Raw genomic sequence first — 22,097 nt, 5'->3', positions numbered from 1 at the left:
CGTGAGCGCCCCAGGACCGGTCAGTGCCCTGGTCGGGGTCCGGTCGGGCGTGGTGAGAGGAGTGGTCGGGTGTCGGTGAGTGGGCGGGTCGAGAGGCGGATTCGGCGGGACTTTCCCGGGGAGGGGTTCGCGGAGCAGCTGTTGCGGCTGCTCGAGGCGTTGCCGGAGGTCGCCGGGTACGACCCGCGGATGCTCGGGAGCGAGCGGGTGCAGGCGGCGGTCGTGCTGGCCGCGCGGGGCAGTGTCCGCGGGTTCGTGGACGCGGTGCAGCTGGCGCGGCTGGACTGGCGGGATCTGCTGATGGCGGCCGGGCTCGCCCACCGGGACTGGCCGGAGCGACTGGACGCCGAACTCGGTCCGGTCGTCCGGCGCAGGTGGTGGAGCCGGCGGAGTTCCTGAGGCGGGCCGGTGTGAGGCGGGCTCAGGTGAGGACCAACCACTGGCGGCCGTCGATGAGTTCGCGTGCCGCGTCGAGGTGGCCGGCGTGGCATGCCGTCTCGGTGATGACATGGAGGAGCGCGTCCCGGAGGGTGTGGAGGTGCGGGTCGCCGAACAGGTGGTGGGGCCACCAGGCCAGGGCCGCATCCGCGGATGAGGTGGCGACGGTGGCGTTCGCGAGGTCGATCTCGCGGCGGTAGCGGTCCAGGACTTCGGCGGCCGGTACGCCGGGACCGACCTGCCAGGCGTCGTCGATCTCGTCCAGGGCGCCGATGACGTCCGTGTCCCCGGCGAAGACGGCGCGCAGCCAGAAGCGCTCGACGTCGAGCGCGAGGTGCTGGACGAGTCCCACGCAGGTCCAGCCGGACGGGAGTGCGGGCCGCCGCAGCGCCTCGTCGTCGAGTCCGCCGAGGATGTCGAGGACGTGCCGCCGCTGTCCGTCCAGGGCGGTGAGAAGTGCCGTGATCTCGGGGTCCGCCGAATCGGAACCTGAATCTGAGCCTGAGTCCGAATCCGTGGTCACGCCGTGGCCTCCCGGGTGTGGGTGGGGAAGGGTGCTGCTGGCAGGCCCTAGTGTGCCCGTATGCGTGACGACAAGCCTGACGAAGTGCGGAGGGTGGGGCTGAGTCGGAGCTTCGACGACGGCGCGGAGCTGTACGAGCGGGCCAGGCCCGGGTATCCAGCGGAATTGTTCGATGATCTCGAGGAGTTGGCCGGGGTCGGGGACGGGTGCCGGGTCCTCGAGGTGGGGGCCGGGACCGGGAAGGCGACGTTGCCGCTGGCCGAGCGCGGGTGCCGGATCGTCGGTGTCGAGGTGGGGGAGGGCATGGCCGCCGTCGCCCGGCGCAAGCTGGTCCGGTTCGAGGACGTGCAGATCGTGACGGCGGACTTCGAGACCTGGCCGCTGCCGCGCGAGCCGTTCGATGCGGTGGTCGCGGCGACCGCCTTCCACTGGATCGATCCGGCGGTGCGGATGGTCAGGGCCGCCGATGCGCTGCGGCCCGGTGGCGCCCTCGCCGTGGTGGCCACGCAGCATGTGGCGGGCGGGAGCGAGGACTTCTTCGCCGAGGTGCAGGGCTGCTACGAGCGGTTCGACCCGGCGACTCCGCCGGGGCTGAGGCTGCCTGCCGCGGACGATGTCGACACCTCCGACCATGCGGAGGAGGTCGCCCGCAGCGGGCGGTTCGGGCCGGTCGTGTTCCGCCGCTACGAGTGGGACCTGACGTACACCACGGCCGGGTATCTGGACGTGCTGCGGACGTACTCCGGTCACCGGACGCTGGCGGAGGGCGCCAGGGAGGCGCTGCTCGCGTGCATCGGTGCGCTGATCGACGGGCGGTACGGGGGCCGGGTGACCAAGCGGTATCTGACGGAGCTTCGGGTGGCGCGGACGGTCTCCGGGCCGCGGTAGGTGGGTTCGGCGGGAGGGCGGCGCACCCTCGTCGCGGCCGCGCCCACCGCGGCCCGGAGCAGCAACTCCGTTATGCGGCAAGTGCCCTGACGCCACGTCGGGTCAGCACCTCGTCCGCCAGTCCGTAGGCCACCGCCTCCTGTGCCGTGAAGATCTTGTCGCGGTCCATGTCCGTGCGCAGGGCCGTGACGTCGTGGCCGGTGTGGTGCGCGAGGACCTCCTCGATCTGGGTGCGGATCCGGGCCATCTCCTTGGCCTGGACGGTGAGGTCGGAGACCGTGCCCTGGCGGCCGCCGCTGGCCGGCTGCCCGAGCAGGACGCGGGCGTGGTCCAGGATGAAGCGGCGCCCCGGATCGCCGCCGGCAAGGAGTACCGCTGCGGTGGAGGCGGCCTGGCCGACGCAGAACGTCGAGATGGGCGCCCGTACGAAGGTCATCGTGTCGTAGATGGCCATCAGGGAAGTAACCGATCCGCCAGGGGAGTTGAGGTAGATCGCGATCTCCGTGTCGGGGCTCGCGGACTCGAGGTGGAGGAGCTGGGCGATGACGACGTTCGCCACGCCGTCGTCGATCTCGGTGCCCAGGAAGATGATGCGTTCCGACAGGAGCCGGCTGAACACGTCGTAGGACCGCTCGCCCTGCGGGGTGCGCTCGACGACGTTCGGAATCGTGTACTGGCCCATGGCTCTCAGACCCCCAGTCCGATGCGCTGCCGTGTGGTGTCCGGGCGGATGTCGTGCAGCGACTCCACGACCCGGTCGACCATCCCGTACTCCTTGGCCTGTTCGGCCGTGAACCACCGGTCGCGGTCGCCGTCGCGGGAGATGGTCTCCTCGCTCTGGCCGGTGTGCTCGGCGGTGATGCGCTCGACCGCGCGCTTGGTGAATTCGAGGTTCTCCGCCTGGATCGCGATGTCGGCGGCCGCACCGCCGATGCCGGCGGACGGCTGGTGCATCATGATCCGCGCGTTCGGCAGCGCCAGGCGCTTGCCCGGCGTGCCGACCGTGACCAGGAACTGCCCCATGCTCGCGGCGAATCCCATGGCGAGGGTCGAGACGTCGTTGGGGATCAGGCGCATCGTGTCGTAGATGGCGAGGCCGGCGCTGACGGAGCCGCCGGGGCTGTTCACATAGAGGGCGATGTCGGTGCGCGGGTCCTCCGCGGACAGGACGAGCAGCTGGGCGCACACCCGGTTCGCCGACGTCTCGTCGACCTCCGTGCCGAGCAGCACGATGCGCTGCTGCTGCAGTTGTGCGGCCAGCTGTTCGTCGAAGCGGAGGGCCGCGCCCGCGTCGCCCGCGGCGCGGGGCGCGAGGTCTGGCGTGCGCTGGTGGGGCCCTGGCGCGAGGGACGTGCCGTACGTTCCCACTGGTCCTCCCGGTACTGGTGCGGCGCCGATCGCCGTCTGCCCTCCCACTGTCGGCCCGCGCGGGCGGTCCGGTGAGGGTTCTCGGCCGTGGGCAGATTCGCTGTGGGCAGAGCGGGGCGGACGGAGCCGAGTCGCAGGCCCGGGTGGCGGAGGCAGCGGATCCGCTCTGCGCCCGCGTCTCCGACGGATCGTCATGCAAGCCTGAAACAAAGGCTGTTGGGCGTACGGGCAGGGCCGAAGGAGTGAATTCCGGCGACCCCGGGCCATCGGTACCCCGAGTGTCTGGTGGCGCCGCTCGGCGGTCCGCAACAGTGGATCGGCCCCCGTCGGCACCGGCCGGCGGGCAGACTCCGAGGAGACGCCATGCGCCGCCGCCTTGCCGTGCCGCTCGCCGTGACCGCCGCATCCCTGTCCGCCGTGCTCGGCCTGTCGGGGACGGCGTCGGCCGCCCCCGCCGACAGGCCGCAGGTGCTCAGCCAGTGGACCCAGACCAGCGCGAGCTCGTACAACGCCTGGGTCGACGCCCGTGCGAACCAGGGGAATTGGTCTGCCTACGAGTTCAACTGGACGACGGACTACTGCAGTTCGTCGCCCGACAACCCCTTCGGCTTCCCCTTCAGCACCGCCTGCGCACGGCACGACTTCGGCTACCGCAACTACAAGGCCGCAGGCTCCTTCGACGCCAACAAGCCCCGTCTCGACAACGCCTTCCACGAGGACCTCAAACGCGTCTGCAACGCCTACTCCGGCGCCCAGCGCACCAGCTGCAACGCGACCGCGTGGACGTACTACCAGGCCGTCGTCAACTTCGGCTGATCCGGCGGGAGTTCACGGCTCCACCGGCCCCGCCGAGCCCTGCACCGCGATCGCGACCGCGGTCCGAGGACCGGCGGGGCCCTTCGTGGTCCTCGCTGACGTGCCGACGGCCGGCAGGGCCGTGGCCGCCGTGCACGATGCGGTCGCCGCCGCCGCCCCGGAGGCCCTGCGCGCCGCGCAGCAGGCCGGCATCCGGCCGGGTCCCGGCCCGGGTTCCCCGGCTGGGCCGCGCGCGAGCGGTCCGCGCGGTGGCGGGTGAGTCCTTCCTCGCGGAGCATGGGAGGTACGGGGGAGGCCCGGAGCGTACGGTGACGGGCCGGACGGAGGCCGTCCGCCAGGCCGTACGGGAGGAAGGCCGGGCCGGACACCGTCAGGAGTGCCGCATGAGCGAGAACGCCACGTGGGGCGACGAGGTCTACCAGCCCGACGGCAGCGAGGTGCAGGACGACGCCGGTCTCCTGGACGCCTCGGACACCCTGGACGGCCCCTTGGGCAGCAGCCCGCTCGACCAGGGGTACGTACCGCCGGATCGCCCGTGGGCCGTCGAGCACACCGGGGTCACCGCGGCCGAGCGCTCCCGGGGCGAGACCCTCGACCAGCGCCTCGCCGAGGAAGTGCCGGACGTGGCACCGGCGGACGGCGACGGTGTCGGTGACAGCGTCGACACGGACGGTGAACTCCTCGACGGCGAGGTGGGTGGCCGCCGGGCGGGACGCCTGGTCGCCGACGTACCGGGCTGGTCCGACGGCGACGGTCCCGGCTTCTTCCCGTCCCGTGACCTGGACGCGCGCGACGTGGGCATCGACGCGGGCGCGGCCACGGCGGAGGAGGCGGCGGTCCATGTGATCGAGGAGGCGTGACGGGGGCGGCCGCCGCCCGAGGCTCGTGCCGCGTGCTCCGGCTCGCGTACCGTGAGCCGTCGCGATCAGCGCGATGCAGCGCGAGCAGCGTGGGGCGACGACAGCGCGTGGGGCGACGACAGCGGAGGGGGCCGAAGTGCGGGACGCCGAGGTGACACCCGAGGGTGACCGGATGCGTTGGGTCGAACTCCCGGGCCGGGAACCGACCCGTGTGTACGTCCACGGCCTCGGTGCCTCGTCCCCCGCGTACTTCACCGAGGTGGCCGCGGATCCCGGTCTCGCCGGCCACCGCTCGCTGCTGATCGATCTGCTCGGCCACGGGCTGAGCGACCGGCCCGAGCATTTCGACTACTCCCTCCCCTCGCACGCCGACGCGCTGGCCGAGGCGTTGACCTCGGCCGGCGTTGCGGGCGCGGAGCTGATCGCGCACAGCATGGGCGGCTCGGTGGCCGTCGTGCTGGCCGCGAGGCATCCGCATCTGGTGTCCCGCCTGGTCCTGGTGGACGCCAACCTGGACGCGGCGGCGCCCGCGCCCGGCGCCGTCGGCAGCAGTGGAATCGCCGCGTACTCCGAGCAGGAGTTCCTGTCCGGCGGCTGGGCCGAATTCCGCGACCGGGCCGGCGAACACTGGTGGTCCACCCTGCGCCTGACGGACCGTCGGGCGCTGTACCGCAGCGCGGTCCACCTCGCCCGTGGCACGGTACCCACCCTGCGCGAGCTCCTGACGGACCTGAGCATCCCGCGCACGTACCTGCTGCCCGAGGACGACGGGCCGCTCCCCGGCGCCGCGGCTCTCACCGAGGCGGGCGTACATGTGGTCGCCGTCCCGGACTGCGGGCACAACATCATGCTCGACAATCCGCGGGCGTTCGTGGCGGCCGCGGCTGCGGCGCTCGACCGGCCCGTACCCGTGCCCGTACCGACACCGAGGGCGCGGCGGATACTCGAAGCCGCGGACCGGAAGGCCGCCGGGATGGGGCACTCGTATCTGGGGGTGGAGCACCTGATGCTCGCCGTCCTGGACGACCCGGACTCGGTCCCGACGCAGGTCATGGCGGGGCTGATCGAGCCGGAGGCCGTGTCCGCCGCGATCCTGGAGGTCATGGAGTCCCCGGGCTACAACACGCCCTCGACCAGGACGGTGCTGCGCCCGGAGTAGGCACCGCCCGCCCGCTTCGCCAACTCGCCCAGCACCGCCGCGACTTGAGTCCGCGGCGAGTGTGAGCGGCGCCTCTCTGTTGATGGGGCGCCACTGTCAGTCCCGGCCCCTAGTCTGTACGCATGCCTTCCACACCTCCGACCCCTACCACCGCACGGTCCGCCGACGCCCTGAATGAACAGATCCGCGCCCTGATGACCGCTTCGGCCGGCCGGTTGAACGACGCCCAGCGCAAGGAGTATCAGGTACTCGTGGAGGCGTGGTCCGCCGCTGTGCGGGCCGAACTGGTCAAGGCTGCATAGCCGTTCGGGGGAGCGGTCGCCCGGGTGCGCCGCCGGTGTCCGAGCGCGGCCAGCAGACGGCCGACGAGGACCGCAGTGGCGGCCAGGGCCGCGGTGGCGGTGCATACGACGAGCGCAGGCCAGGCGTAGCAGACCTGCTGCAGGGTGCCGGAGCGATTCATCAAGAGGCCTGCCAGTGCCGCGAGTTGGGACAGCAGCAGGATCGGCAGGGTCCCCGGCAGCAGCCGCAGCGCCACTCGCCACCACGGCCGCCCCGCCGTGCGTCGCGCCCAGCGGCGTGCGCGCAGCGTGCCGCGGACACCGAGGGCCGCGGCGAGCAGCGTCAGGGCCGCCAGCACCCAATCCGCCGTCATCGAGAACGGCTCGGCGACTTGGGGCTTCCTGCCCTCGGCGAGGTCGACGAGGCCCTGCACGATCTGCGGTGCGTCGTCCCCGGCGAGCATGCCGGTGTTGGTGACCACCGCGATGCCCACCTTGCTGCCGGGCAGCAGTGTCGCCATCGAGTTGTGGGTGAGCAGCTGCCCCGTGTGCTGGAGCTGCCGCGGCTCGCCGTCCTCCCGGCTCTCCCGCCAGCCCATGGCGTACTCCGTGTCGTCCGGAGACCGGGGCGGGGTGTGCGTGGCCCGCAGGGTGGCCGCGTCGGCGATGCGACGGCCGTCGCCGGACACCCCCTGATTGTTCTGCGCGATCAGCCACTGAGCGAAGTCGTCGGCGGTGCTGACCACCCCGTGGCCTCCCGCGGTGAACCAGCGCGGATGGGAGACGGGGACCGTGCTGCCGTAGGCCCGGACGTACCCGCGGGCCCGGTCCGGCATCTGCGTGCTGGTGTCGACGGAAGCGGTGCGCGTCATGCCCAGTGGCCCGAAGAGCCGCTCGGTCAGATAGGAGTCGAAGGGCTGCCCGGAGACCACCTCCACCAGCCGTGCCGCGACGAAGTAGTTCGGATTGTGGTAGCGGTGCCGGGTGCCGGGCTCGGCGGCGAGCGGAGCCTCGCGCATCGCGGCCACCGCCTCGCGCAGCGAGTGCGGTTGGGCGCGCGTCAGGTCCGGGTAGCTGGAGTCCGCCATCCCCGAGGTCTGCGTCAGCAGCTGCCGTACGGTGATCTTCCCGGCGCGCCCGTCGGCCATGGTGAACTCCGGCAGATACCGGTGCACCGGCCGGTCCGGATCGACCTTGCCCGCCTCCACCAGCTGCATCACGGCCAGCGCCGTCATCGCCTTCGACAGGGACGCCACGGGCACCCGGGTCCCGGCGGTCATGGCCTTGCCGGACGCGGTGTGCCCGTATCCGGCCGTGTGGACGACCCGGTCGCCGCGGGTCACGGCGACCACCGCGCCCGGCAGCCGGGTCTGCGCCATGTAGTCGCGTACGAAACGGTCGATGGCGGCGGGGTCGAGGGTGGCCGTGGACTCGGATGCCGTGGACGCGGTGGCCGTGGACCCGGTGGCCTGGGCGGCCGACGAGGCCGGCGCCGCGGCTGCCGCCACGATGCCGAGCACGGCCGCCAGGACACCGATTCTGCGCCGCAACCCGGTGCGGCCGGTGAGGATCTTCATGCCGACCAGTGCACCGGTCCACCCCCTGCCCGTGCACGGGTGCGCAGGGGAGTCCTGATGGTGGTGCCCGCACTACTGCCCTCGTCGCGCCTGCTCAGTAGGGTCGTCGGGTGCGAGAGAGACGGGCGCGACAGGGACGGTCGCGACAGGGACGGGTGCGAGAGCGAACGGCGTGGCAGGCGCTCGGCCAGAACCCGCTGAAAGTGCTCGGCTCCAGCTGGCCGTGGCGGTCCTTCGGCTATCTGCTGTCGGGCGTCGCCTTCGGCGCCGTGGCCATCGCCGTACTGGCCGCCGCTCTCGTCACGGGAGTCGTCCTCCTCGTCGTACTCGTCGGGGCGGTGGTCCTGCTCGGTGTCGCCCTGTCCGGGATCGTCGTCACCCGCTTCGAACGGTGGCGGCTGCGTCTGGTGGATCTGGACCCGGTGCCCGACCCGCACCGGCCGCCCGAGCGGGCCGGGTTCAAGGCATGGCTGCAGACGCGTCTCGCGGAGCCGGCCACCTGGCGGGAGCTGGGCTTCACCGCCGTGTCGGCGACCGCGCTGTGGTGGATGGACTTTCTCGTGCTCGGCTTCGCCCTGGTGGTGCCGGTCCTGCTGATGATGTCGCCGGTGGGCGACCCCGGCGCCTGGCCGGTCGCGGTGCTCGGCGGGTGCCTGCTGGTGGCCGCCCCGTACACCGTCACCGCCTGGGCCGGTGCGCGGGCCGCGGTCACCCGCCTCATGCTGGCGCCCCGGGACAGCGAACTGGGTCGCGAACTCACCGACGTACGCGCCTCCCGGGCCCGTCTCGTCGACGCCTTCGACGCGGAGCGGCGCCGGATCGAACGCGATCTGCACGACGGCGCCCAGCAGCGCCTCGTCTCGCTCAACGTCCTGCTCGGCCTGGCCCGCCTGGACGCCGAGCCCGACTCCCCGCAGGCCGCGCAGCTCGCCGATGCACAGTCCCAAGTCACTCTCGCTGTAGAGGAGTTGAGGGAACTCAGCCGCGGCGTCCACCCGGGAGCCCTCACCGATCACGGGCTCGCCGACGCCGTCGAGAATCTCGCCGCCCGCTCCGCGCTCCCCGTCACCGTCGACATCCGCCTTCCGCACCGGGCGCCGGCCGCCGTCGAGACCACCGCGTACTACGTGACGGCCGAAGCCCTCACCAACGCCCTCAAGCACAGCGGCGCGACCCGGGCCGAAGTGCACGCCCGCCTGCACACCGACGTCCTCACCCTGTCCATCAGCGACAACGGCAGCGGAGGCGCCACCCCGGAGGGCGGCACCGGGCTCGTCGGCCTCGCCGACCGGGTCGCCGCGGCGGATGGCAGACTCCGTGTCTCCAGCCCGCCCGGCGGGCCCACCCTGCTGCATGTGGAGCTGCCGTGTCGTTGACCGTCGTCGTGGCCGAGGACTCCGTACTGATGCGGGACGGCCTGATCAGCGTGCTCACCCGCTTCGGCCACCGGGTGCCCGCCGGCGTCGGTGACGCGGACGCCCTGATCGCCGCGGTGCGCGAGCACGCCCCGGACATCGTCGTCACCGACGTACGGATGCCACCCGACCGCACCGACGACGGCCTGCGCGCCGCGGTCACCCTGCGCAGCGAACGCCCCGACCTGCCGGTCCTGGTGCTCAGCCAGTACATCGAGCAGTCGTACGCCGCCCACCTCCTCGACCTCGGCAGTGACGCCGGGGTCGGCTATCTGCTCAAGGACCGGGTCAGCGCGGTCGACGAGTTCGCGGCGGCGGTCGCGCAGGTCGCATCGGGCGCGACGGTCATCGACCCGGAGGTGGTCGGCCAGCTCCTCAACCGCCGGCGCGACCCGCTCCAGCACCTCACCCCGCGCGAACGCGAGGTCCTCGCGCTGATGGCCGAGGGCCGCGCCAACACGGAGATCGCCCGCGACCTCTACGTCACCGAGGCCGCGGTCAACAAACACATCGGCAACATCCTCCAGAAACTCGACCTCCGCCTCGACGGCCAGGGCCACCGCCGCGTCCTGGCGGTGCTGGCTTATCTGCGGGCGTGACCACCGGCCGGCCCTCGGACCGGTGGCCGGGCTCCTGTCCCGTCCCGCGCATGCGGAGTCCTCCTGATCGGTCGGGCGCGGTCAGCGCTTGAGGGTGAAGGTGAAGCCGACGGAGGTCCTTCTGTCCAGGCGGACCGCCGAGACGAGCTTCCCCTCCTCGGCCAGCCTGACGACCTCGCCCCGTGAGAGCGCGCAGCCGTCGGCGATCAGGCGGGCCGGCCGTACCGGGATCGGCGCGGCGAAGCGGACCGTGACGTCGGCGACCTCGTGGTCGAGATGATCCGCGTCGTCGGTGTCCAGGCGCCAGGCGCCCGCCCAGTCGAGGGCGAGGCGGTTGCGGCGCCGGACGACCGGATCGTGGAGCAACTCGGCTGCCAGGTCGGGGTCGTTGGCGTGCAGTCGGTCGAGCAGGCCGGGCCGTACGGAGCGTACGTGGGTCCGCTCGAGGACTGTGATCCTGGCCGTCTCCCCGCACGTCGTGCACAGCGCGAGGAGCCAGGCGTCGATGAGCTTGTGATGGGCGTTGACACGGAATTTGCCGTTCGGCCGGAGACGGCCGGACGGGCAGGCGCGGCAACGGCGGAGAACGGTCGGTAGGCAGGTGGGCATGACCACCCAGCAGGTGAGCACAGAAGTACACCGGTTCCAGTGAGAAGTCCGCAGCAGGAAGCAGCGCGGCGCAGCTGCGCGACGCGCGACAGATCAGCTCTCGGGAGGTCTCACGCGATGTACAACGGCACGTCCTTACCTGGACGACTGGGCACCTGGGCACCTGGGCACCTGGAACCCGGGCAACTCGGTTCGGCTGCACGGTCATTCGGCTGCACGGTGATCCGGCTGCACGGTAATAGGGCGCTGCGGTGTCGGGCCACCGGTTTTCAGGGGTCTGGGTGGGGCCGCCGTTCAGCCGGTGTGGAGTACGCGGAAGCGGCCCGGGTCCGCCGGGTCGCGGTCCACGACCTGGATCGGGGCCCACGCCCATTGCCGCACGCCGATCCCGGGGACGCGCGAGAACCGGATCGGGCCCCGGGTGCCCTCGACCGCCACCTTCGTCCATGCCTCGGCCACGGCCGCCCGGTCCGTGCCGCGCGCCGCCCGTAGGACGTCGGCGAGTACGGCGATCGTGTCCCACCCCTCGAAGGCGACGAACGACGGTGCCGCGCCCATCCGCGCGGTCAACTCCTTCGCGACGCGTTCGCCGAGCGGGCCGAGGCGCTCGGGCAGATAACGCAGGAACGGGACCTCCGCGCCGTCCGCACCCAACTCTGTTCCCCAGTCGGCGAATTCGGGCTGTCCGGCGGGCGCTCCGAGGAGGACGTCCGCGAGCCGCCGGTCGGCCCGTACCGCCCGGACGATCGGCACCGCCGGTTCCGGATGCCCGACGAGCAGGAGCAGCGCCGTCACCTCCTGCTCGACTAGCGCGTCGCACAGGGCCTCGGGGGTGCGGGCGTTCGCGTCGAGTTCGACGACGGAGCCGCCGTGGGTGCCGAGGTGCTCGCTCAGGATGCGTGCCCCGGACGCCCAGTACACGCTCGGCTGCGTCACCACGGCGATCCGGCGCCGTCCCGCGCCGACCAGGAAGTCCGCGTACGCCCGCCAGCCGTGGGACTGGGCCGGCGCCACGCGCGCGACCCACTCGGTCGGCTCGTCGGTCAGCGCGTCGAGCACCGCGGACGAGCAGAGGAACGGGATGCGGCGGGCGTCGGCCCGCGCGGCGGCGGCGCGGGCGACGACGCTGTGGTACTCGCCGGCGACGGCCGCGGCGCCGAGGTCGGCCAGTTCGTCCACGGCCGCGGCGGCGCGTGCCGGGTCGGCCGCGGTGTCCCGTACGGCCAACTCCAGTGGCCTGCCGTCGACCCCGCCCGCCGCGTTGGCGTCCCGTACGCCCGACTCGAGGCCGGCGAGCAGCTGCTGCCCTGCGGCGACCCAGCCGGGGCGGGTCAGGGGTGCGAGGGCTCCGATGCGGAGCGGTGACGTGTTCATCGGGTGTGTTCTCCCTCTGGGTGTGGTGTTCCCCTCCCCGCCCCTTCCCGAAAGTCCTGCCGGACGGGCATCCTCAAACACGCCGGAGGGGCTGTCTTCAGCGGCGGGACTGGGGCGTTCCACCCTCCGCAAAGGCAATGCGATACGCACGAGGACTCGTGCCGAAGCGGGACGCGAAACGCTGCCGCATCGTGACCTCGCTGCCGAAGCCGGACCGCCGAGCCACCTCCGGCATCGCCAGGTCCGTCCGTTCGAGCAACTTCTGCGCCGTGGCGAGGCGTTGGTCGAGCAGCCACTGCATCGGCGTGGTCCCGGTGGCGGCCGAGAAGTGCCGGGCGAAGGTGCGCGGCGACATCCCGGCGCGCCCGGCGAGCGCGGCCACGGTGAGCGGCTCGCGCAGGTGACCGAGCGCGTACGTGCGCACCTCGGCCAGCGCGTCCGCGTCCCAGTCGGCGCTCGGCGTGGGCCGCTCGATGAACTGGGCCTGGCTCCCGGTCCGGAACGGCGCGGTGACCATGGACCGGGCGATGCTCGCGGCGGCCTCCGCGCCGTGCCGGATCCGTACCAGGTGCAGACAGAGGTCGATGCCGGCGGCGGTGCCCGCCGAGGTCCAGAGGTTGCCGTCCTCGATGAACAGCGCATCGGGCTCGACCCGCACCCGCGGATGCCGTGCCGCCAGCTGGTCGGTGAGGCTCCAGTGGGTGAGCGCGCGACGGCCGTCGAGCAGCCCGGCCTGGGCGAGCGTGAACGCGCCGCCGCACAGCGCGGCAATGGTGGTACCGCGGGCGTGGGCGCGGCACAGCGCATCAAGTACCGCTGCAGGGGCGGGAGTTACGCGGTCGTCCAATCCGGGTACGAGGATCAGCTCGGCGCGCGCCAGCCAGCGCAACGTCCGGTCCGGGGTGACGGACAGCCCGCCGCGCATCGTGACCGGATCGGGGCTCGCGGCGACCCGGCGCAGGTCGAAGGCGGGCACCTGCCGGTCGGTGCGGTCCACGCCCCACACCTCGGAGATCACGGACACGTCGAAGGCGCGGATGCCGGGGAAGGCGAGCATGGCGATGCGACGGGGTGCGGGCTGTGCAGGCTGCTGTGTGGACACCCTGGCAGTAAACCATCGATCGCCGACTTCCGGACATCTGGAAGAGAGGCGCACGCGCAGCGCAGCATGGAGCCATGGACATCACACGGAACGCAGCCCTGCTCGTCATCGACGTACAACAAGGCTTCGACGAGGAGGAGTTCTGGGGACCGCGCAACAATCCGGCCGCCGACGACAACATCGCCGCACTCATCGACACCTGGCAGCAGACGGCCCGCCCCGTCGTCTTCGTACGACATGACTCGGCCAAGCCCGACTCGCCCCTGCGGCCGGGATACGCGGGCAACGACTTCAAGAAGTACGTGCAGCTGCGCCGCGAACGGTCCGGCACCGGACCGGGGCTGCTGGTCTCGAAGACGGTGAACTCGGCGTTCTACGGCACCCCCGACCTGCACGCCTGGCTCCAGGAAGCGGGGATCACCGATCTGGTCCTGACCGGCATCCAGACCAACATGTGCGTGGAGACCACGGCCCGCATGGGCGGCAACCTCGGCTACCGCGTCCTGCTCCCCCTCGACGCCACCCACACCTTCGACCTGACGGGCCCCTTCGGCTGGCACCAGTCGGCCGAAGCCCTCTCCCGCGCGACCGCCACATCCCTCCACGGCGGCGGCTTCGCCCGGGTCACCACCACCGCGGACCTACTGGCGGCCGCACGTCCGTCCTCGGACGGCGGGGCCCCGGACGGTGGGGCCTCGGACGCTGGCGCCTGATTTACTGTCCCATGGGGGCGAATTGACTGGGCCTTGAATAGAGGCCACTGCGCCCCCCACAGCCATCGGAAGACCAAGGGGGATACGGGATGAAGGCAGTACGACGCTCGATCGCGGTGCTGGGGAGCACGGCTGTGGCGGTGGCAGGGGTGTGCGTGCTCACGGCGGCTCCGGCGGCGGCCGGATCGTACAAATGCACCAAGGCCCAGTCCATCACCGCAGCTTGGGGCAAGGTGACGTACACCCGGTGCTCGGCGGGCCTCGACAAGAACGTCTTCTCGTTCGTCGAGGGGAAGGTGCAGGACCTCAACGCCGGCGACAAATGCATCGTCCGCGCGACGTTCACCTTCAGCGGCACCAAGGTCGAGTTCAAGGTCAACGGCAGCACCGACAAGTTCAAGACAACACCCAAGCTGGCCAACACCTTCTCGGCCAAGCTGCACAGGCTCTGCTGAGTTCGTGAGGGGGGGGGCTGGGGGCGGCCGATCCGCGGACTGGCGAGCCACTGGTCGCGGGTGACGCCCTCGGGTCACGCCTCGTCGACGGGCACACCCGTGCGGTGTGCTAGGCGACCACGTCGGCCGTCCTACCGTAGCCGCGGGCCGGCATTCCGTCCCTTACCGCGACAAGCCGCCTCCGGTACGCGCTGTGCCGAAAGGCCGGTGCCGATCGGGTCGTGGGCGGTGTACGCCTTGGCCGGCCGTTGTGTCAGGGGGCTCGTTCGGTACAGGGCGGTGAGCACGGTGGATCAGTCCTCCGGTCGGCGCAGCGCTTCGGCGGCCCCGCTGCGGAGCGGGGGCAGCAGGGCGAACAGGACTACGGTGACGGCCATGGCGATCACGGTGCAGAGGGCGAACGTGTCCGGGCTCGGCTCGCCCCACAGGGCGCCGGCGCCGTAGGCGAGGCCGAACGGCAGGCCCACGGCGGACAGCAGTCCGAGGGCGATGCCGCTGCGCCGGGCGCGCGTCGCCTCGACGTACCGGGCCGCGTCGGCGAGGCCGTTCGCGGTGAACTCGGCGAGCTGCGGCATCCGGTGCTGGTCCTGGAACTTCTCCAGCAGCTCGTTCGCCTTGCCGTGCGCGGTGATGTGGGTGGACCACAGGGTGCGGCGCAGTTCGATCAGCCGCTCCTCGTACTGCTGCAGCCGGGCCGCGTCGGCCTGCGGCGCGCGCAGTGCGGCGAGGGTGTTGGCCAGGGCGTTGGTGCCCGCGAGCTGGAGGCGACCGAGCAGGAACACGTCGAGGTAGAGCGTGTGGACGAGGCGGGCGGCGGCCGCGTGGAACGTGCTGTCGCCGCCCGGATCGGGGGACGTGCCGAGGAAGGCCGTCCCGTCCCGTAGGACGAGCGCCTGCCAGTCCGCGGAGAACCGCACCCGGCCCGCGAACAGCGACGCGTCCTGCGGGTCCGGCGGAAACCGGTCGAAGGGCGTGGCCGAGGCGAGCAGCCACAGCCATTGGTCGCGTGGCGACCAGTCGGCGTACTCAGGGCCGGGCAGTACGGTGGGCGGCCGCCCACCGGCGAACGTGACGTGGCTGAGCACCCAGGGGCGCCGCGCCTGCTCCGCGACGGTCACACCGAGCGGCAGCAGACCCGCCAACTCCTCCTTCGCGAAGGCCGGTCGACCGATCTCCGGCAGCTGCGCAAGGGCGTCCTCGCCGAGTGTCACATGCAGGACCGCGAGCCCTCCGCCCCCGGCGGACTTCGGTGCGCGCAGCAGCTCCACGGCGCGCACCCGCCCGCTGCCGGCACCGTGCCGGTGCCAGCGCGAAGGCCGCCCGGGCGTGCCGTACAGCGAGGCGGCGATGCGCGGCTCGAAATATGTCATCCGCCGCTCCCGATCGGCGACGGTCCCGTCGATCCACCTGGCGGTCAGCGGCCCTGCACGCCACTCCGCCCCGGCGGGCACGACCCGCTCGGCCCAGGTGACATCGACCACCACGCTCGCCGTCGCCCGCCTCATCCGCACCCCCCGTGCCGGTCGGCTCAACATCTAGCACAGGCAGCCGAGTTGGGGACACCACTCGCTGCGCGAGGCCCGGGCCGCGGGACCGCGGCCCGGGGCGCGCCGGCTGCTGCCGGGCCGGCTACTGCCGAGCCGCCTGCTGCCGGGCCGTCGCTCAGAGGCTGAGCAGGGCGCTGCGGGCCATACCCGTCCCCGTGCCCTGGAGCGGTCTGAGCGCCAGGCGGACCAGGGCGAGCGGATTGTCGTCGCCCGCGATGCGGTTGGCGCTGAGCTCTCCGCAGGTCAGGCACTGATGGATGAGCAACCACTCGCCGTCGGGACGAGCCGACATCGACACCGCCTCCATGCGGCCCCGGCAGCCGGCCGCCCGGTCGCCCGGGACGCGGGCGTCCACATGCAGGCTGAGCAGGCAGTTGGGGCAGTGATTGCGATGCCCGGTGCCGGGCGCGTCCAGGGGCACGTCGAGCAGGCAGCCGGCGCACTTGAAGTCGTTCGCGCGGTGCCCGCCCTGCGTGTGCAGCACGTCCTTGTGCCGCTGCGGACGGCGGCGTACGGAAGCCCGTGCCCGGGTGGTGTTACGCCGCGGCATTGTCCGCGCCTCCCCACTCGTCTCTCCCCACGCCCCTCCCCGGGTCCCTCCCGAGGCCCGTCACAGGGCCCCGAACGCTTCGAGCGGGAACGGAGGTTGGGCGAGCGGACGTACGGCCATACGCATCAGGACGAGCTGATTGTCGTCCGCACAGACCGGGTTGGAGGTGAGCTCGTCGCAGCGTACGCAGCGGTGGATCACCATCCAGTCGCCCGTACGCAGCACGGCGATGGCGATCGGCGACATCCGCCCGTGGCATTCGCCGGCGCCGCCCTCGACGAGGTCGGTCACGTGCCGCGAATGCAGACAGGACGGGCAGTGATTGCGCGGACGACCGTCGGCCGCGGTGGCGGACACGGTGAGCCCGCACCAGGCACAGGCGAAGGTGCCGATGCCGAGTGTGTTGTTCGAGGTGCTGTGGGTGGACACCCGGTGCTCCTTGCTGAGAGGTCAGACATGACAGCAAGAGCAGGCCGAGCGGCGCCTCGACCCAGAGGTGCCCTTCCGCGTACGGACGCGGATCAGGTCACCCCGAGCGGAGCGTTACGCGTTACGGCGAGGCGCGCTCGGCGCGATCCGGAACATCAAGACACCCTTCCACGGCCACAGGCCCAACGACCGGACACGAGGGCCCGGCACACAACCGGCAATACGCACCGCACCCTAGCCACGACCCCAAGACCTCCGCCAACGAATTTCGGTCGCCAACGAATTTCGGGCGGGCGCCGGGTGCCGTCTGAATCTTCCTCCAATCTCCGCGAGTGGCTGGAGCGTCGGGCTGCGACGATGGGTGCATGACAATTCAGTCGGCGGTAGTGAGGCTGCAGGTTGATGATTTGGAATCGGCCGTCACCTTCTACGAGAAGATGACCGGAGGCGTCGCGTCTCGTTTCGCCTTCGCGGGTGTGTCGTTGGCGGCTGTCGGACCCTTTCTGCTCGTCAGTGGTGAGGAGGAGGCCGTGCGACGGGTGGCCGGGGTGAAGGCGACGCTGCCGGTTGCGGATCTTGCCGCGGCGGTGGAGGCGGCTGTGGCCGAGGGGGCGGAGGTGGTGGTGCCCGCTGCTCCCACCCCGAATGGTCACCGCGCGATCCTGCGGCATCCGCAGGGAGGGGTCTTCGAGTACACAGGCCCGTGAGCGGCGCCGTGCCCTGCGCTGTCCGCACGGCCTGCATCCGCCCTGGCCGCTCCGCACCCCGCCGACGAGCCGGACGGCGGCTTCGTGGAATGCGGACAGCGCACGTTCCGATCCCTGCCCCGATCGGAGATCAGCCACGTCGTCGGCACCTGTCCCGGCGCCCGAGGCGGTTCTGCGGAGCCTGCGCGCGCCGGCCCGGGAATATGCTGTCGGCCATGAGCGAGCAGGCTGACAGCGTCAGTGAGTACGCCGCACGTAATCAGGCCGACTGGAACACCCGGGCGGACCAGTACCAAGCCGAGCACGGGGATTCGCTGGCCGAGCACGGCGGGTTGACGTGGAGTGGCTGGAGCGTCCCCGAGGCGGAACTGCAGGTGCTCGGCGAGGTCGCCGCCCTGGACGTCCTGGAGTTCGGCTGCGGCGCCGCGCAGTGGTCGATCGGCCTTGCCCGCAAGGGCGCGCGGATGGTCGCGCTCGACCTGTCGGAACGCCAGCTCGAGCATGCCCGGCGCGCGATGACGGCAGCCGGGCTGGACTTTCCGCTCGTCCATGCCAGCGCCGAGTCCGTTCCGCTGCCGGACGAGTCGTTCGACGTGGTGTTCTGCGACCACGGCGCGCTGTCGTTCGCTGATCCGTACCGCACCGTCCCGGAGGCGGCCCGGCTGCTGCGGCCCGGCGGGCTGCTGGCGTTCTCACACATGTCGCCGCTCTCGGAACTGTGCTGGCCAGACGGTGCCGAGGACCCGGACGAGTCACTGCACCGCGACTACTTCAGCCTCCACCGGCTGGACCCCGACGACGGGGTGACGTACAACCTGCCGTACGGCGGATGGATCCGGCTGTTCCGCGCGAACGGCCTCGAGGTACTCGACCTGATCGAGCCCCGTCCGGCTGCCGACGCGACCAGCTCGTACTGGGGCGCACGAACCCATGCCTGGGCGCGGCGCTGGCCGGTCGAGTGCATCTGGCGCCTACGCAAACGCTGACATGCGGCGCACAGCGCTGGGCCAATGCCCCCGGTACATCACGGCGTTGGCGAGGATCTCCTCTGCCCAGCTGCGGGTCAGCAGGTGCATCCCCCAGCTGGGAGCCGAGGCTCTTGCCGCCGACCTGATCCGCAGCCGTACCATCGGCTCGGCTCCCTGCCGGTGATGCAGAACGTGCCGTGCACCGACTTCACCAGTACGCGCCTGGCCGAGCTGCTCGCCGGCGCGCAGTGAACCCAGCCGGGTTCGACAGGTCCAACACCGGAGAGAGGACCCTGGTGCCGAGCGTGGGTCAGGTCCAGGCCTTGAGAAGGTCGTCGGCGGTGACGATGTGGATGCCCTTGATGCTGCAGCCGCTGCGGGTGACGGCGAGGAGAGGAGTGTCTTCGTCGGCGCCGGGAAGTTGCGAGCGGTGGGTGATGAGCCGGGCGAGGTCGCGGTGGTCGAAAGGTTTGTTCTCCAGCCATTTGACGGATCCGGCGAAGGTGATCTTTTTGGCGATGGGCGAGCGGTCCGCACCGACGAGATCGATTTCTGGATTGTTGGTGCGAGTCCAGTAGCCGCCGACAGCGTTGGTGCCTCGGGGGAGTTGGTCGTCGGCCAGCTGCCAGAGGGCGTCGCGGATGATGGGTTCGATCGCCCGGCCGCGCCAGGATGTCCAACTGGTGCGGATGGAGTCGAGGACACGGTCGCCCCGGCCGCGTTCGACGGCGGAGATGCCTGGACCGATGAAGGAGAGCCAGAAGCGCAGGTACGGGTCGTCGATGCGGTAGCGGGTCTCTCTGCTGGGCTTGGTGGACAGGGGCAGGTCGGCGGCGACCATGCGACGGGTGGTGAGGAGTTCAAGGGAGCGTTTGACCGAGCCGGGGTTGAGGTCGCCGGCGGCACGGCCGATCAAGGTGAAGGTGCGTTCACCGTGGCCGATGGCGCCGAGCACGGTTCGGGCCTGCGCTTCGGTCGGGAACTCGGCGGCCAGAGTGCGTTCGCCGCTGACGAGCAGGGCGGAGGTCGGCTTTCGCAGAGCTGACGCGAGGTAGTCCCACAGCCCGGCACCGTGCGGCCACTCTTCCAGGATCAGCGGGAGTCCGCCGGAAACGAGGTAGGCGTCGAATGCGTCGGCGGGTGGCAGGTTGAGCATGGTGGCCACTTCGGCCGGGTTGAGCGGGGGGACGACCAGTTCGGTGCCGCGCTGGTAGAAGGGGCGTCCGTAGGTGTTGAGCTGTTCCATCATCGCGATGTCGGAGCCGATCAGGAGCAGCAGCACCGGCAGTTTCGACAGGGTTCGGTCGAAGGCCTTCTGCAGGGCCCCCTCGAAGGTGGGATCCGCACGCACGAGGTAGGGCATCTCATCGAGGACGACGACGCTGGGTGTATCGGTCGGTAGCGCGGTGGCGAGCAGACTCAGGGCGGAGTCCCAGGTGTGTGGTGCGGTGAAGTCCGCGAAGCGGCTCGCGTCGGGCAGGCTGGAGGCTGCCACTTCCGCGGAGAAGCCTGCCAGATCCTCTTCTTTCGAGCCGCCCACGGCAGTGAAGAAGACGTGGGGCAGCTCGGTGCGCTCCAGGAACTCCTCCACCAGTCGGGACTTGCCGACACGGCGGCGTCCGCGGATCACCACTGCCCGCCCGGGACGCCCACTGCGCCCACCGGTCCTGACGGGCTGCAACAGATCGTTCAGGAGGCCGAGTTCAGTTTGGCGGCCGATGAACCCGCTCATGACGTACTACCTCACAGGGGATGCTTGAAAGTTTCGTTGGTGAAACTTTCTTCTATGCAAGTCTACTCTGCCTCAAGGTGGTGATGCCCGCTCCTCAAGGTGGTGATGACCGCTCCGGACTTCGGCACTACCGGAAGCTTGCGATCTGTCTCCCGGCTTGCCCTCCGGGGTATGAAAAAGCCCCCTCGGAGTGATCTCCGAGGGGGTGAAAGGTGCTCTGAGCTGAGCAAATGCAGTGCCCCCGGCAGGATTCGAACCTGCGACACCCGCTTTAGGAGAGCGGTGCTCTATCCCCTGAGCTACGAAGGCGGGGTTTGCCTGTGCCGGGGTGGGACCGGGGCAGGCGGTGGGGCGTCCCGTAGGGCGCTCGTCGGACAGGGTACCGGATCGGTGGTTGTCCCCGTCGCGGAGTGGTGGGGCGGCGTCGGGGCCGTTCGCGGGGGAGGGGAGAGGGGGCCGTAAGGGTCCCGGCGCCGCCTGCGGCCCGCGGCCGCAAGGGTTGACACGGGCATGGCGGCCCGTGACACTCCCGTTTGGGAGAGCGCTCTCCCAGGTTTCCCGGTCTCCCGGATTTCCGGATTCCCGGATGGGAGGCCGTCTCCCTCCACAACCCCCAAGTGCATGGCAGGAGTTCTCCATGGCACGTAGAGCGAAGACGGCACGTACTGCTAAGACGGCACGGAGAGCGAAGACCGTTTCACGGGCTCTGATCGCAGGGGCGGTGCTGCTGACCTCGTTGGGGATCGGTGGGATCGCTGTGAGCGCGAATGCGGAGCCGGCGGCCGGTGGAAGCGGCGGTGCCGTGGCAGGGCACCAGGACCACGCCGGGCAGGCCGAGGGCCACAAGATGCGGCCCTCCACCAAGGCCGCGGCCGACGACCGGAACGGCGACGGCTACGTCCCCGCCGACGAGCCCGTCACCGGCGTGAAGCCCTCGAAGGCGGATCCGCCGCACCGGTACTTCCACGAGTTCCAGGCGCACTGTTTCGTGGGCCACACGGCGCCGGACGACCCGGTCGTCTACCCGGGGCAGCCGGGCAAGTCGCACGACCACACGTTCATGGGCAACACCACCACGGACGCACACAGCACCACGGAGTCGTTGGAGAGCGGTTCCACGAACTGCCTCGCGCCCGGCGACAAGTCCGCGTACTGGATGCCCACCATGCTCAACGACGGCGAGCCGGTGCTGCCCGTCGGTGAGCAGACGATCTACTACAAGGCCGGTATCACGGACTACACCAGCGTGCAGCCGTTCCCGAAGGGGATGCGGTTCGTGGTCGGCAGTCCGATGCAGACGGCCGAGGAGTTCCGCAACCACCCTGGTTTCGTGGAGGGTTGGGAGTGCGGTGAGGACTACTTCAACGTGGACTTCCCCACCGACTGCCCGGCCACCGAGAACAACCAGGTCAACATCCGTTTCCAGGCGCCCAGTTGCTGGGACGGGAAGAACCTGGACTCGCCGGACCACCAGAGCCACATGGCGTATCCGCTGGTGGAGTCCGGCACGAACAACAACGTGTGCCCGGACGACCATCCCGTCGCCCTGCCGATGATCGAGTTCAAGATGGCGTTCCCGGTCAGCGGTGATCTGTCGGGCCTGAGCCTGGCCAGCGGGCCGGCGTACAGCTTCCACTACGACTTCTTCAGCGCCTGGGACGACCGGACGCTGGCGGCCATGGTGGATCACTGCATCGTCGGCGGCCTGCAGTGCGACACACGCGGTTACGACCAGAACAACCCGGACGAGGGCGCCGTGCTCGACGAGAACCACGAGCTTCCCTGACCGGTGGGGGACGGGCCGCCTCAACTCCCGGGAGGTGCCACGCCGATGGGCGCCTCCCGGGTCTCCCCGCCGCCCGCCCCGACTCCCCCGACTCACCCGGCTCCGTACATCCCCCATGACCAGACGGAGATACGAGATGCACAGACCGTACGCAACACGCCGCCGCGCGCGCGGCCGTCGACTGGCCCCCGCGGCCGCCGG

23 protein-coding genes, 1 tRNA gene and 1 pseudogene are annotated in these 22,097 nt (G+C 71.2%); 13 read left to right on the top strand and 12 right to left on the bottom strand.

Annotated elements, in window-relative coordinates:
• Positions 1-141: 141 nt before the first annotated feature.
• Positions 142-399 carry a hypothetical protein gene (locus tag DY218_RS14045; protein ID WP_233521588.1) on the top strand — a complete coding sequence of 86 codons (258 nt, stop codon included), beginning with the start codon at positions 142-144 and terminating at the stop codon, positions 397-399.
• 22 nt (positions 400-421) lie between these two features.
• Here the strand turns inward: DY218_RS14045 and DY218_RS14040 are convergent, their stop codons facing one another.
• Positions 422-961 carry a DinB family protein gene (locus tag DY218_RS14040; protein WP_128556340.1) on the bottom strand — a complete coding sequence of 180 codons (540 nt, stop codon included), beginning with the start codon at positions 959-961 and terminating at the stop codon, positions 422-424.
• A 60-nt stretch (positions 962-1,021) separates the two neighbouring features.
• Here DY218_RS14040 and DY218_RS14035 point away from each other — a divergent pair, with 60 nt between their 5' ends.
• Positions 1,022-1,849: a class I SAM-dependent methyltransferase gene (locus DY218_RS14035; RefSeq protein WP_128556339.1), complete on the top strand. Its 828-nt coding sequence runs from the start codon at positions 1,022-1,024 to the stop codon at positions 1,847-1,849.
• A 70-nt stretch (positions 1,850-1,919) separates the two neighbouring features.
• Here the strand turns inward: DY218_RS14035 and DY218_RS14030 are convergent, their stop codons facing one another.
• Positions 1,920-2,531 carry a ClpP family protease gene (locus DY218_RS14030; protein ID WP_128556338.1) on the bottom strand — a complete coding sequence of 204 codons (612 nt, stop codon included), beginning with the start codon at positions 2,529-2,531 and terminating at the stop codon, positions 1,920-1,922.
• Positions 2,532-2,536: 5 nt separating this feature from the next.
• Positions 2,537-3,217, bottom strand: coding sequence for an ATP-dependent Clp protease proteolytic subunit (locus DY218_RS14025; RefSeq protein WP_128556337.1), 681 nt, complete (start codon positions 3,215-3,217; stop codon positions 2,537-2,539).
• A 363-nt stretch (positions 3,218-3,580) separates the two neighbouring features.
• On the opposite strand from DY218_RS14025, the gene DY218_RS14020 reads away from it, so the two are divergent.
• The 4 genes and pseudogenes from DY218_RS14020 to DY218_RS35615 all read left to right on the top strand — a co-directional run bounded on the left by DY218_RS14020 (position 3,581) and on the right by DY218_RS35615 (position 6,052).
• Positions 3,581-4,033: a phospholipase gene (locus DY218_RS14020; RefSeq protein WP_128556336.1), complete on the top strand. Its 453-nt coding sequence runs from the start codon at positions 3,581-3,583 to the stop codon at positions 4,031-4,033.
• Positions 4,034-4,416: 383 nt separating this feature from the next.
• Positions 4,417-4,893, top strand: a complete 477-nt coding sequence (locus tag DY218_RS14015; protein ID WP_128556335.1) for a DUF5709 domain-containing protein — start codon at positions 4,417-4,419, stop codon at positions 4,891-4,893.
• 136 nt (positions 4,894-5,029) lie between these two features.
• Positions 5,030-5,791 (top strand): annotated as a pseudogene (locus DY218_RS14010) (alpha/beta fold hydrolase); the annotation flags it as partial.
• Positions 5,765-6,052, top strand: coding sequence for a Clp protease N-terminal domain-containing protein (locus DY218_RS35615; RefSeq protein WP_267899374.1), 288 nt, complete (start codon positions 5,765-5,767; stop codon positions 6,050-6,052). The pseudogene DY218_RS14010 and the gene DY218_RS35615, both read left to right, overlap by 27 nt.
• Before the next feature lie 241 nt (positions 6,053-6,293).
• Here the strand turns inward: DY218_RS35615 and DY218_RS14000 are convergent, their stop codons facing one another.
• Positions 6,294-7,910, bottom strand: a complete 1,617-nt coding sequence (locus tag DY218_RS14000; protein WP_128556332.1) for a serine hydrolase domain-containing protein — start codon at positions 7,908-7,910, stop codon at positions 6,294-6,296.
• Between the two features lie 155 nt (positions 7,911-8,065).
• On the opposite strand from DY218_RS14000, the gene DY218_RS13995 reads away from it, so the two are divergent.
• Together DY218_RS13995 and DY218_RS13990 are read left to right on the top strand one after the other, a co-directional pair.
• On the top strand, positions 8,066-9,286 hold the full coding sequence (locus DY218_RS13995) for a sensor histidine kinase (RefSeq protein WP_128556331.1): 1,221 nt from the start codon (positions 8,066-8,068) through the stop codon (positions 9,284-9,286).
• Entirely contained in the window at positions 9,277-9,924 is a 648-nt protein-coding gene (locus DY218_RS13990) for a response regulator (RefSeq protein ID WP_128556330.1), read from the top strand. The genes DY218_RS13995 and DY218_RS13990 overlap by 10 nt, the downstream gene beginning before the upstream one ends.
• An 81-nt stretch (positions 9,925-10,005) precedes the next feature.
• Here the strand turns inward: DY218_RS13990 and DY218_RS13985 are convergent, their stop codons facing one another.
• From DY218_RS13985 to DY218_RS13975, 3 genes are all read right to left on the bottom strand, one after another.
• Positions 10,006-10,554, bottom strand: a complete 549-nt coding sequence (locus DY218_RS13985; RefSeq protein WP_199566726.1) for a DUF1062 domain-containing protein — start codon at positions 10,552-10,554, stop codon at positions 10,006-10,008.
• A 273-nt stretch (positions 10,555-10,827) separates the two neighbouring features.
• The gene (locus tag DY218_RS13980; protein ID WP_128556329.1) at positions 10,828-11,907 is read right to left on the bottom strand and encodes an ABC transporter substrate-binding protein; all 1,080 of its coding nucleotides are present in this window, start codon (positions 11,905-11,907) and stop codon (positions 10,828-10,830) included.
• Between the two features lie 97 nt (positions 11,908-12,004).
• Entirely contained in the window at positions 12,005-12,964 is a 960-nt protein-coding gene (locus DY218_RS13975; RefSeq protein WP_128556401.1) for a GlxA family transcriptional regulator, read from the bottom strand.
• 119 nt (positions 12,965-13,083) lie between these two features.
• Between DY218_RS13975 and DY218_RS13970 the strand changes: the two genes are divergently transcribed.
• Together DY218_RS13970 and DY218_RS13965 are read left to right on the top strand one after the other, a co-directional pair.
• Complete coding sequence (locus DY218_RS13970; RefSeq protein WP_128556328.1) at positions 13,084-13,722, top strand: cysteine hydrolase family protein; 639 nt, start codon at positions 13,084-13,086, stop codon at positions 13,720-13,722.
• A gap of 89 nt (positions 13,723-13,811) precedes the next feature.
• Entirely contained in the window at positions 13,812-14,177 is a 366-nt protein-coding gene (locus DY218_RS13965; RefSeq protein ID WP_128556327.1) for a hypothetical protein, read from the top strand.
• Positions 14,178-14,470: 293 nt separating this feature from the next.
• On the opposite strand, the gene DY218_RS13960 is transcribed toward DY218_RS13965, so the two are convergent.
• From DY218_RS13960 to DY218_RS13950, 3 genes are all read right to left on the bottom strand, one after another.
• On the bottom strand, positions 14,471-15,682 hold the full coding sequence (locus DY218_RS13960; protein WP_233521587.1) for a hypothetical protein: 1,212 nt from the start codon (positions 15,680-15,682) through the stop codon (positions 14,471-14,473).
• Between the two features lie 157 nt (positions 15,683-15,839).
• Positions 15,840-16,274, bottom strand: coding sequence for an RNHCP domain-containing protein (locus DY218_RS13955; RefSeq protein ID WP_128556326.1), 435 nt, complete (start codon positions 16,272-16,274; stop codon positions 15,840-15,842).
• A gap of 60 nt (positions 16,275-16,334) precedes the next feature.
• On the bottom strand, positions 16,335-16,703 hold the full coding sequence (locus DY218_RS13950) for an RNHCP domain-containing protein (RefSeq protein ID WP_128556325.1): 369 nt from the start codon (positions 16,701-16,703) through the stop codon (positions 16,335-16,337).
• A gap of 365 nt (positions 16,704-17,068) precedes the next feature.
• Here DY218_RS13950 and DY218_RS13945 point away from each other — a divergent pair, with 365 nt between their 5' ends.
• Together DY218_RS13945 and DY218_RS13940 are read left to right on the top strand one after the other, a co-directional pair.
• Entirely contained in the window at positions 17,069-17,410 is a 342-nt protein-coding gene (locus DY218_RS13945) for a VOC family protein (protein WP_128556324.1), read from the top strand.
• Between the two features lie 215 nt (positions 17,411-17,625).
• Positions 17,626-18,396, top strand: a complete 771-nt coding sequence (locus tag DY218_RS13940; protein WP_128556323.1) for a class I SAM-dependent methyltransferase — start codon at positions 17,626-17,628, stop codon at positions 18,394-18,396.
• 292 nt (positions 18,397-18,688) lie between these two features.
• Here DY218_RS13940 and DY218_RS13935 read toward each other — a convergent pair whose 3' ends face one another.
• Complete coding sequence (locus tag DY218_RS13935; protein WP_128556322.1) at positions 18,689-20,110, bottom strand: ATP-binding protein; 1,422 nt, start codon at positions 20,108-20,110, stop codon at positions 18,689-18,691.
• Between the two features lie 236 nt (positions 20,111-20,346).
• A tRNA-Arg gene (locus DY218_RS13930) sits at positions 20,347-20,419 on the bottom strand.
• Positions 20,420-20,747: 328 nt separating this feature from the next.
• On the opposite strand from DY218_RS13930, the gene DY218_RS13925 reads away from it, so the two are divergent.
• A complete protein-coding gene (locus tag DY218_RS13925) occupies positions 20,748-21,896 on the top strand; it encodes a DUF1996 domain-containing protein (RefSeq protein ID WP_128556321.1) in 1,149 nt (382 codons plus the stop codon).
• The last annotated feature ends 201 nt before the right edge of the window (positions 21,897-22,097 follow it).

Origin of the sequence: Streptomyces triticagri (genome assembly GCF_003429565.1) — a bacterium.
GTDB lineage: Bacteria > Actinomycetota > Actinomycetes > Streptomycetales > Streptomycetaceae > Streptomyces > Streptomyces triticagri.
This window is presented reverse-complemented; position numbering and strand designations above follow the sequence as displayed.

Coding starts and splice junctions, on each gene's coding strand:
- DY218_RS14035 (WP_128556339.1), top strand. CDS start 1,022: ATGCGTGACGACAAGCCTGACGAAGTGCGGAGGGTGGGGCTGAGTCGG.
- DY218_RS14030 (WP_128556338.1), bottom strand. CDS start 2,531: ATGGGCCAGTACACGATTCCGAACGTCGTCGAGCGCACCCCGCAGGGC.
- DY218_RS14020 (WP_128556336.1), top strand. CDS start 3,581: ATGCGCCGCCGCCTTGCCGTGCCGCTCGCCGTGACCGCCGCATCCCTG.
- DY218_RS14015 (WP_128556335.1), top strand. CDS start 4,417: ATGAGCGAGAACGCCACGTGGGGCGACGAGGTCTACCAGCCCGACGGC.
- DY218_RS14000 (WP_128556332.1), bottom strand. CDS start 7,910: ATGAAGATCCTCACCGGCCGCACCGGGTTGCGGCGCAGAATCGGTGTC.
- DY218_RS13980 (WP_128556329.1), bottom strand. CDS start 11,907: ATGAACACGTCACCGCTCCGCATCGGAGCCCTCGCACCCCTGACCCGC.
- DY218_RS13975 (WP_128556401.1), bottom strand. CDS start 12,964: ATGCTCGCCTTCCCCGGCATCCGCGCCTTCGACGTGTCCGTGATCTCC.
- DY218_RS13970 (WP_128556328.1), top strand. CDS start 13,084: ATGGACATCACACGGAACGCAGCCCTGCTCGTCATCGACGTACAACAA.
- DY218_RS13965 (WP_128556327.1), top strand. CDS start 13,812: ATGAAGGCAGTACGACGCTCGATCGCGGTGCTGGGGAGCACGGCTGTG.
- DY218_RS13960 (WP_233521587.1), bottom strand. CDS start 15,682: ATGAGGCGGGCGACGGCGAGCGTGGTGGTCGATGTCACCTGGGCCGAG.
- DY218_RS13955 (WP_128556326.1), bottom strand. CDS start 16,274: ATGCCGCGGCGTAACACCACCCGGGCACGGGCTTCCGTACGCCGCCGT.
- DY218_RS13945 (WP_128556324.1), top strand. CDS start 17,069: ATGACAATTCAGTCGGCGGTAGTGAGGCTGCAGGTTGATGATTTGGAA.
- DY218_RS13940 (WP_128556323.1), top strand. CDS start 17,626: ATGAGCGAGCAGGCTGACAGCGTCAGTGAGTACGCCGCACGTAATCAG.
- DY218_RS13935 (WP_128556322.1), bottom strand. CDS start 20,110: ATGAGCGGGTTCATCGGCCGCCAAACTGAACTCGGCCTCCTGAACGAT.
- DY218_RS13925 (WP_128556321.1), top strand. CDS start 20,748: ATGGCACGTAGAGCGAAGACGGCACGTACTGCTAAGACGGCACGGAGA.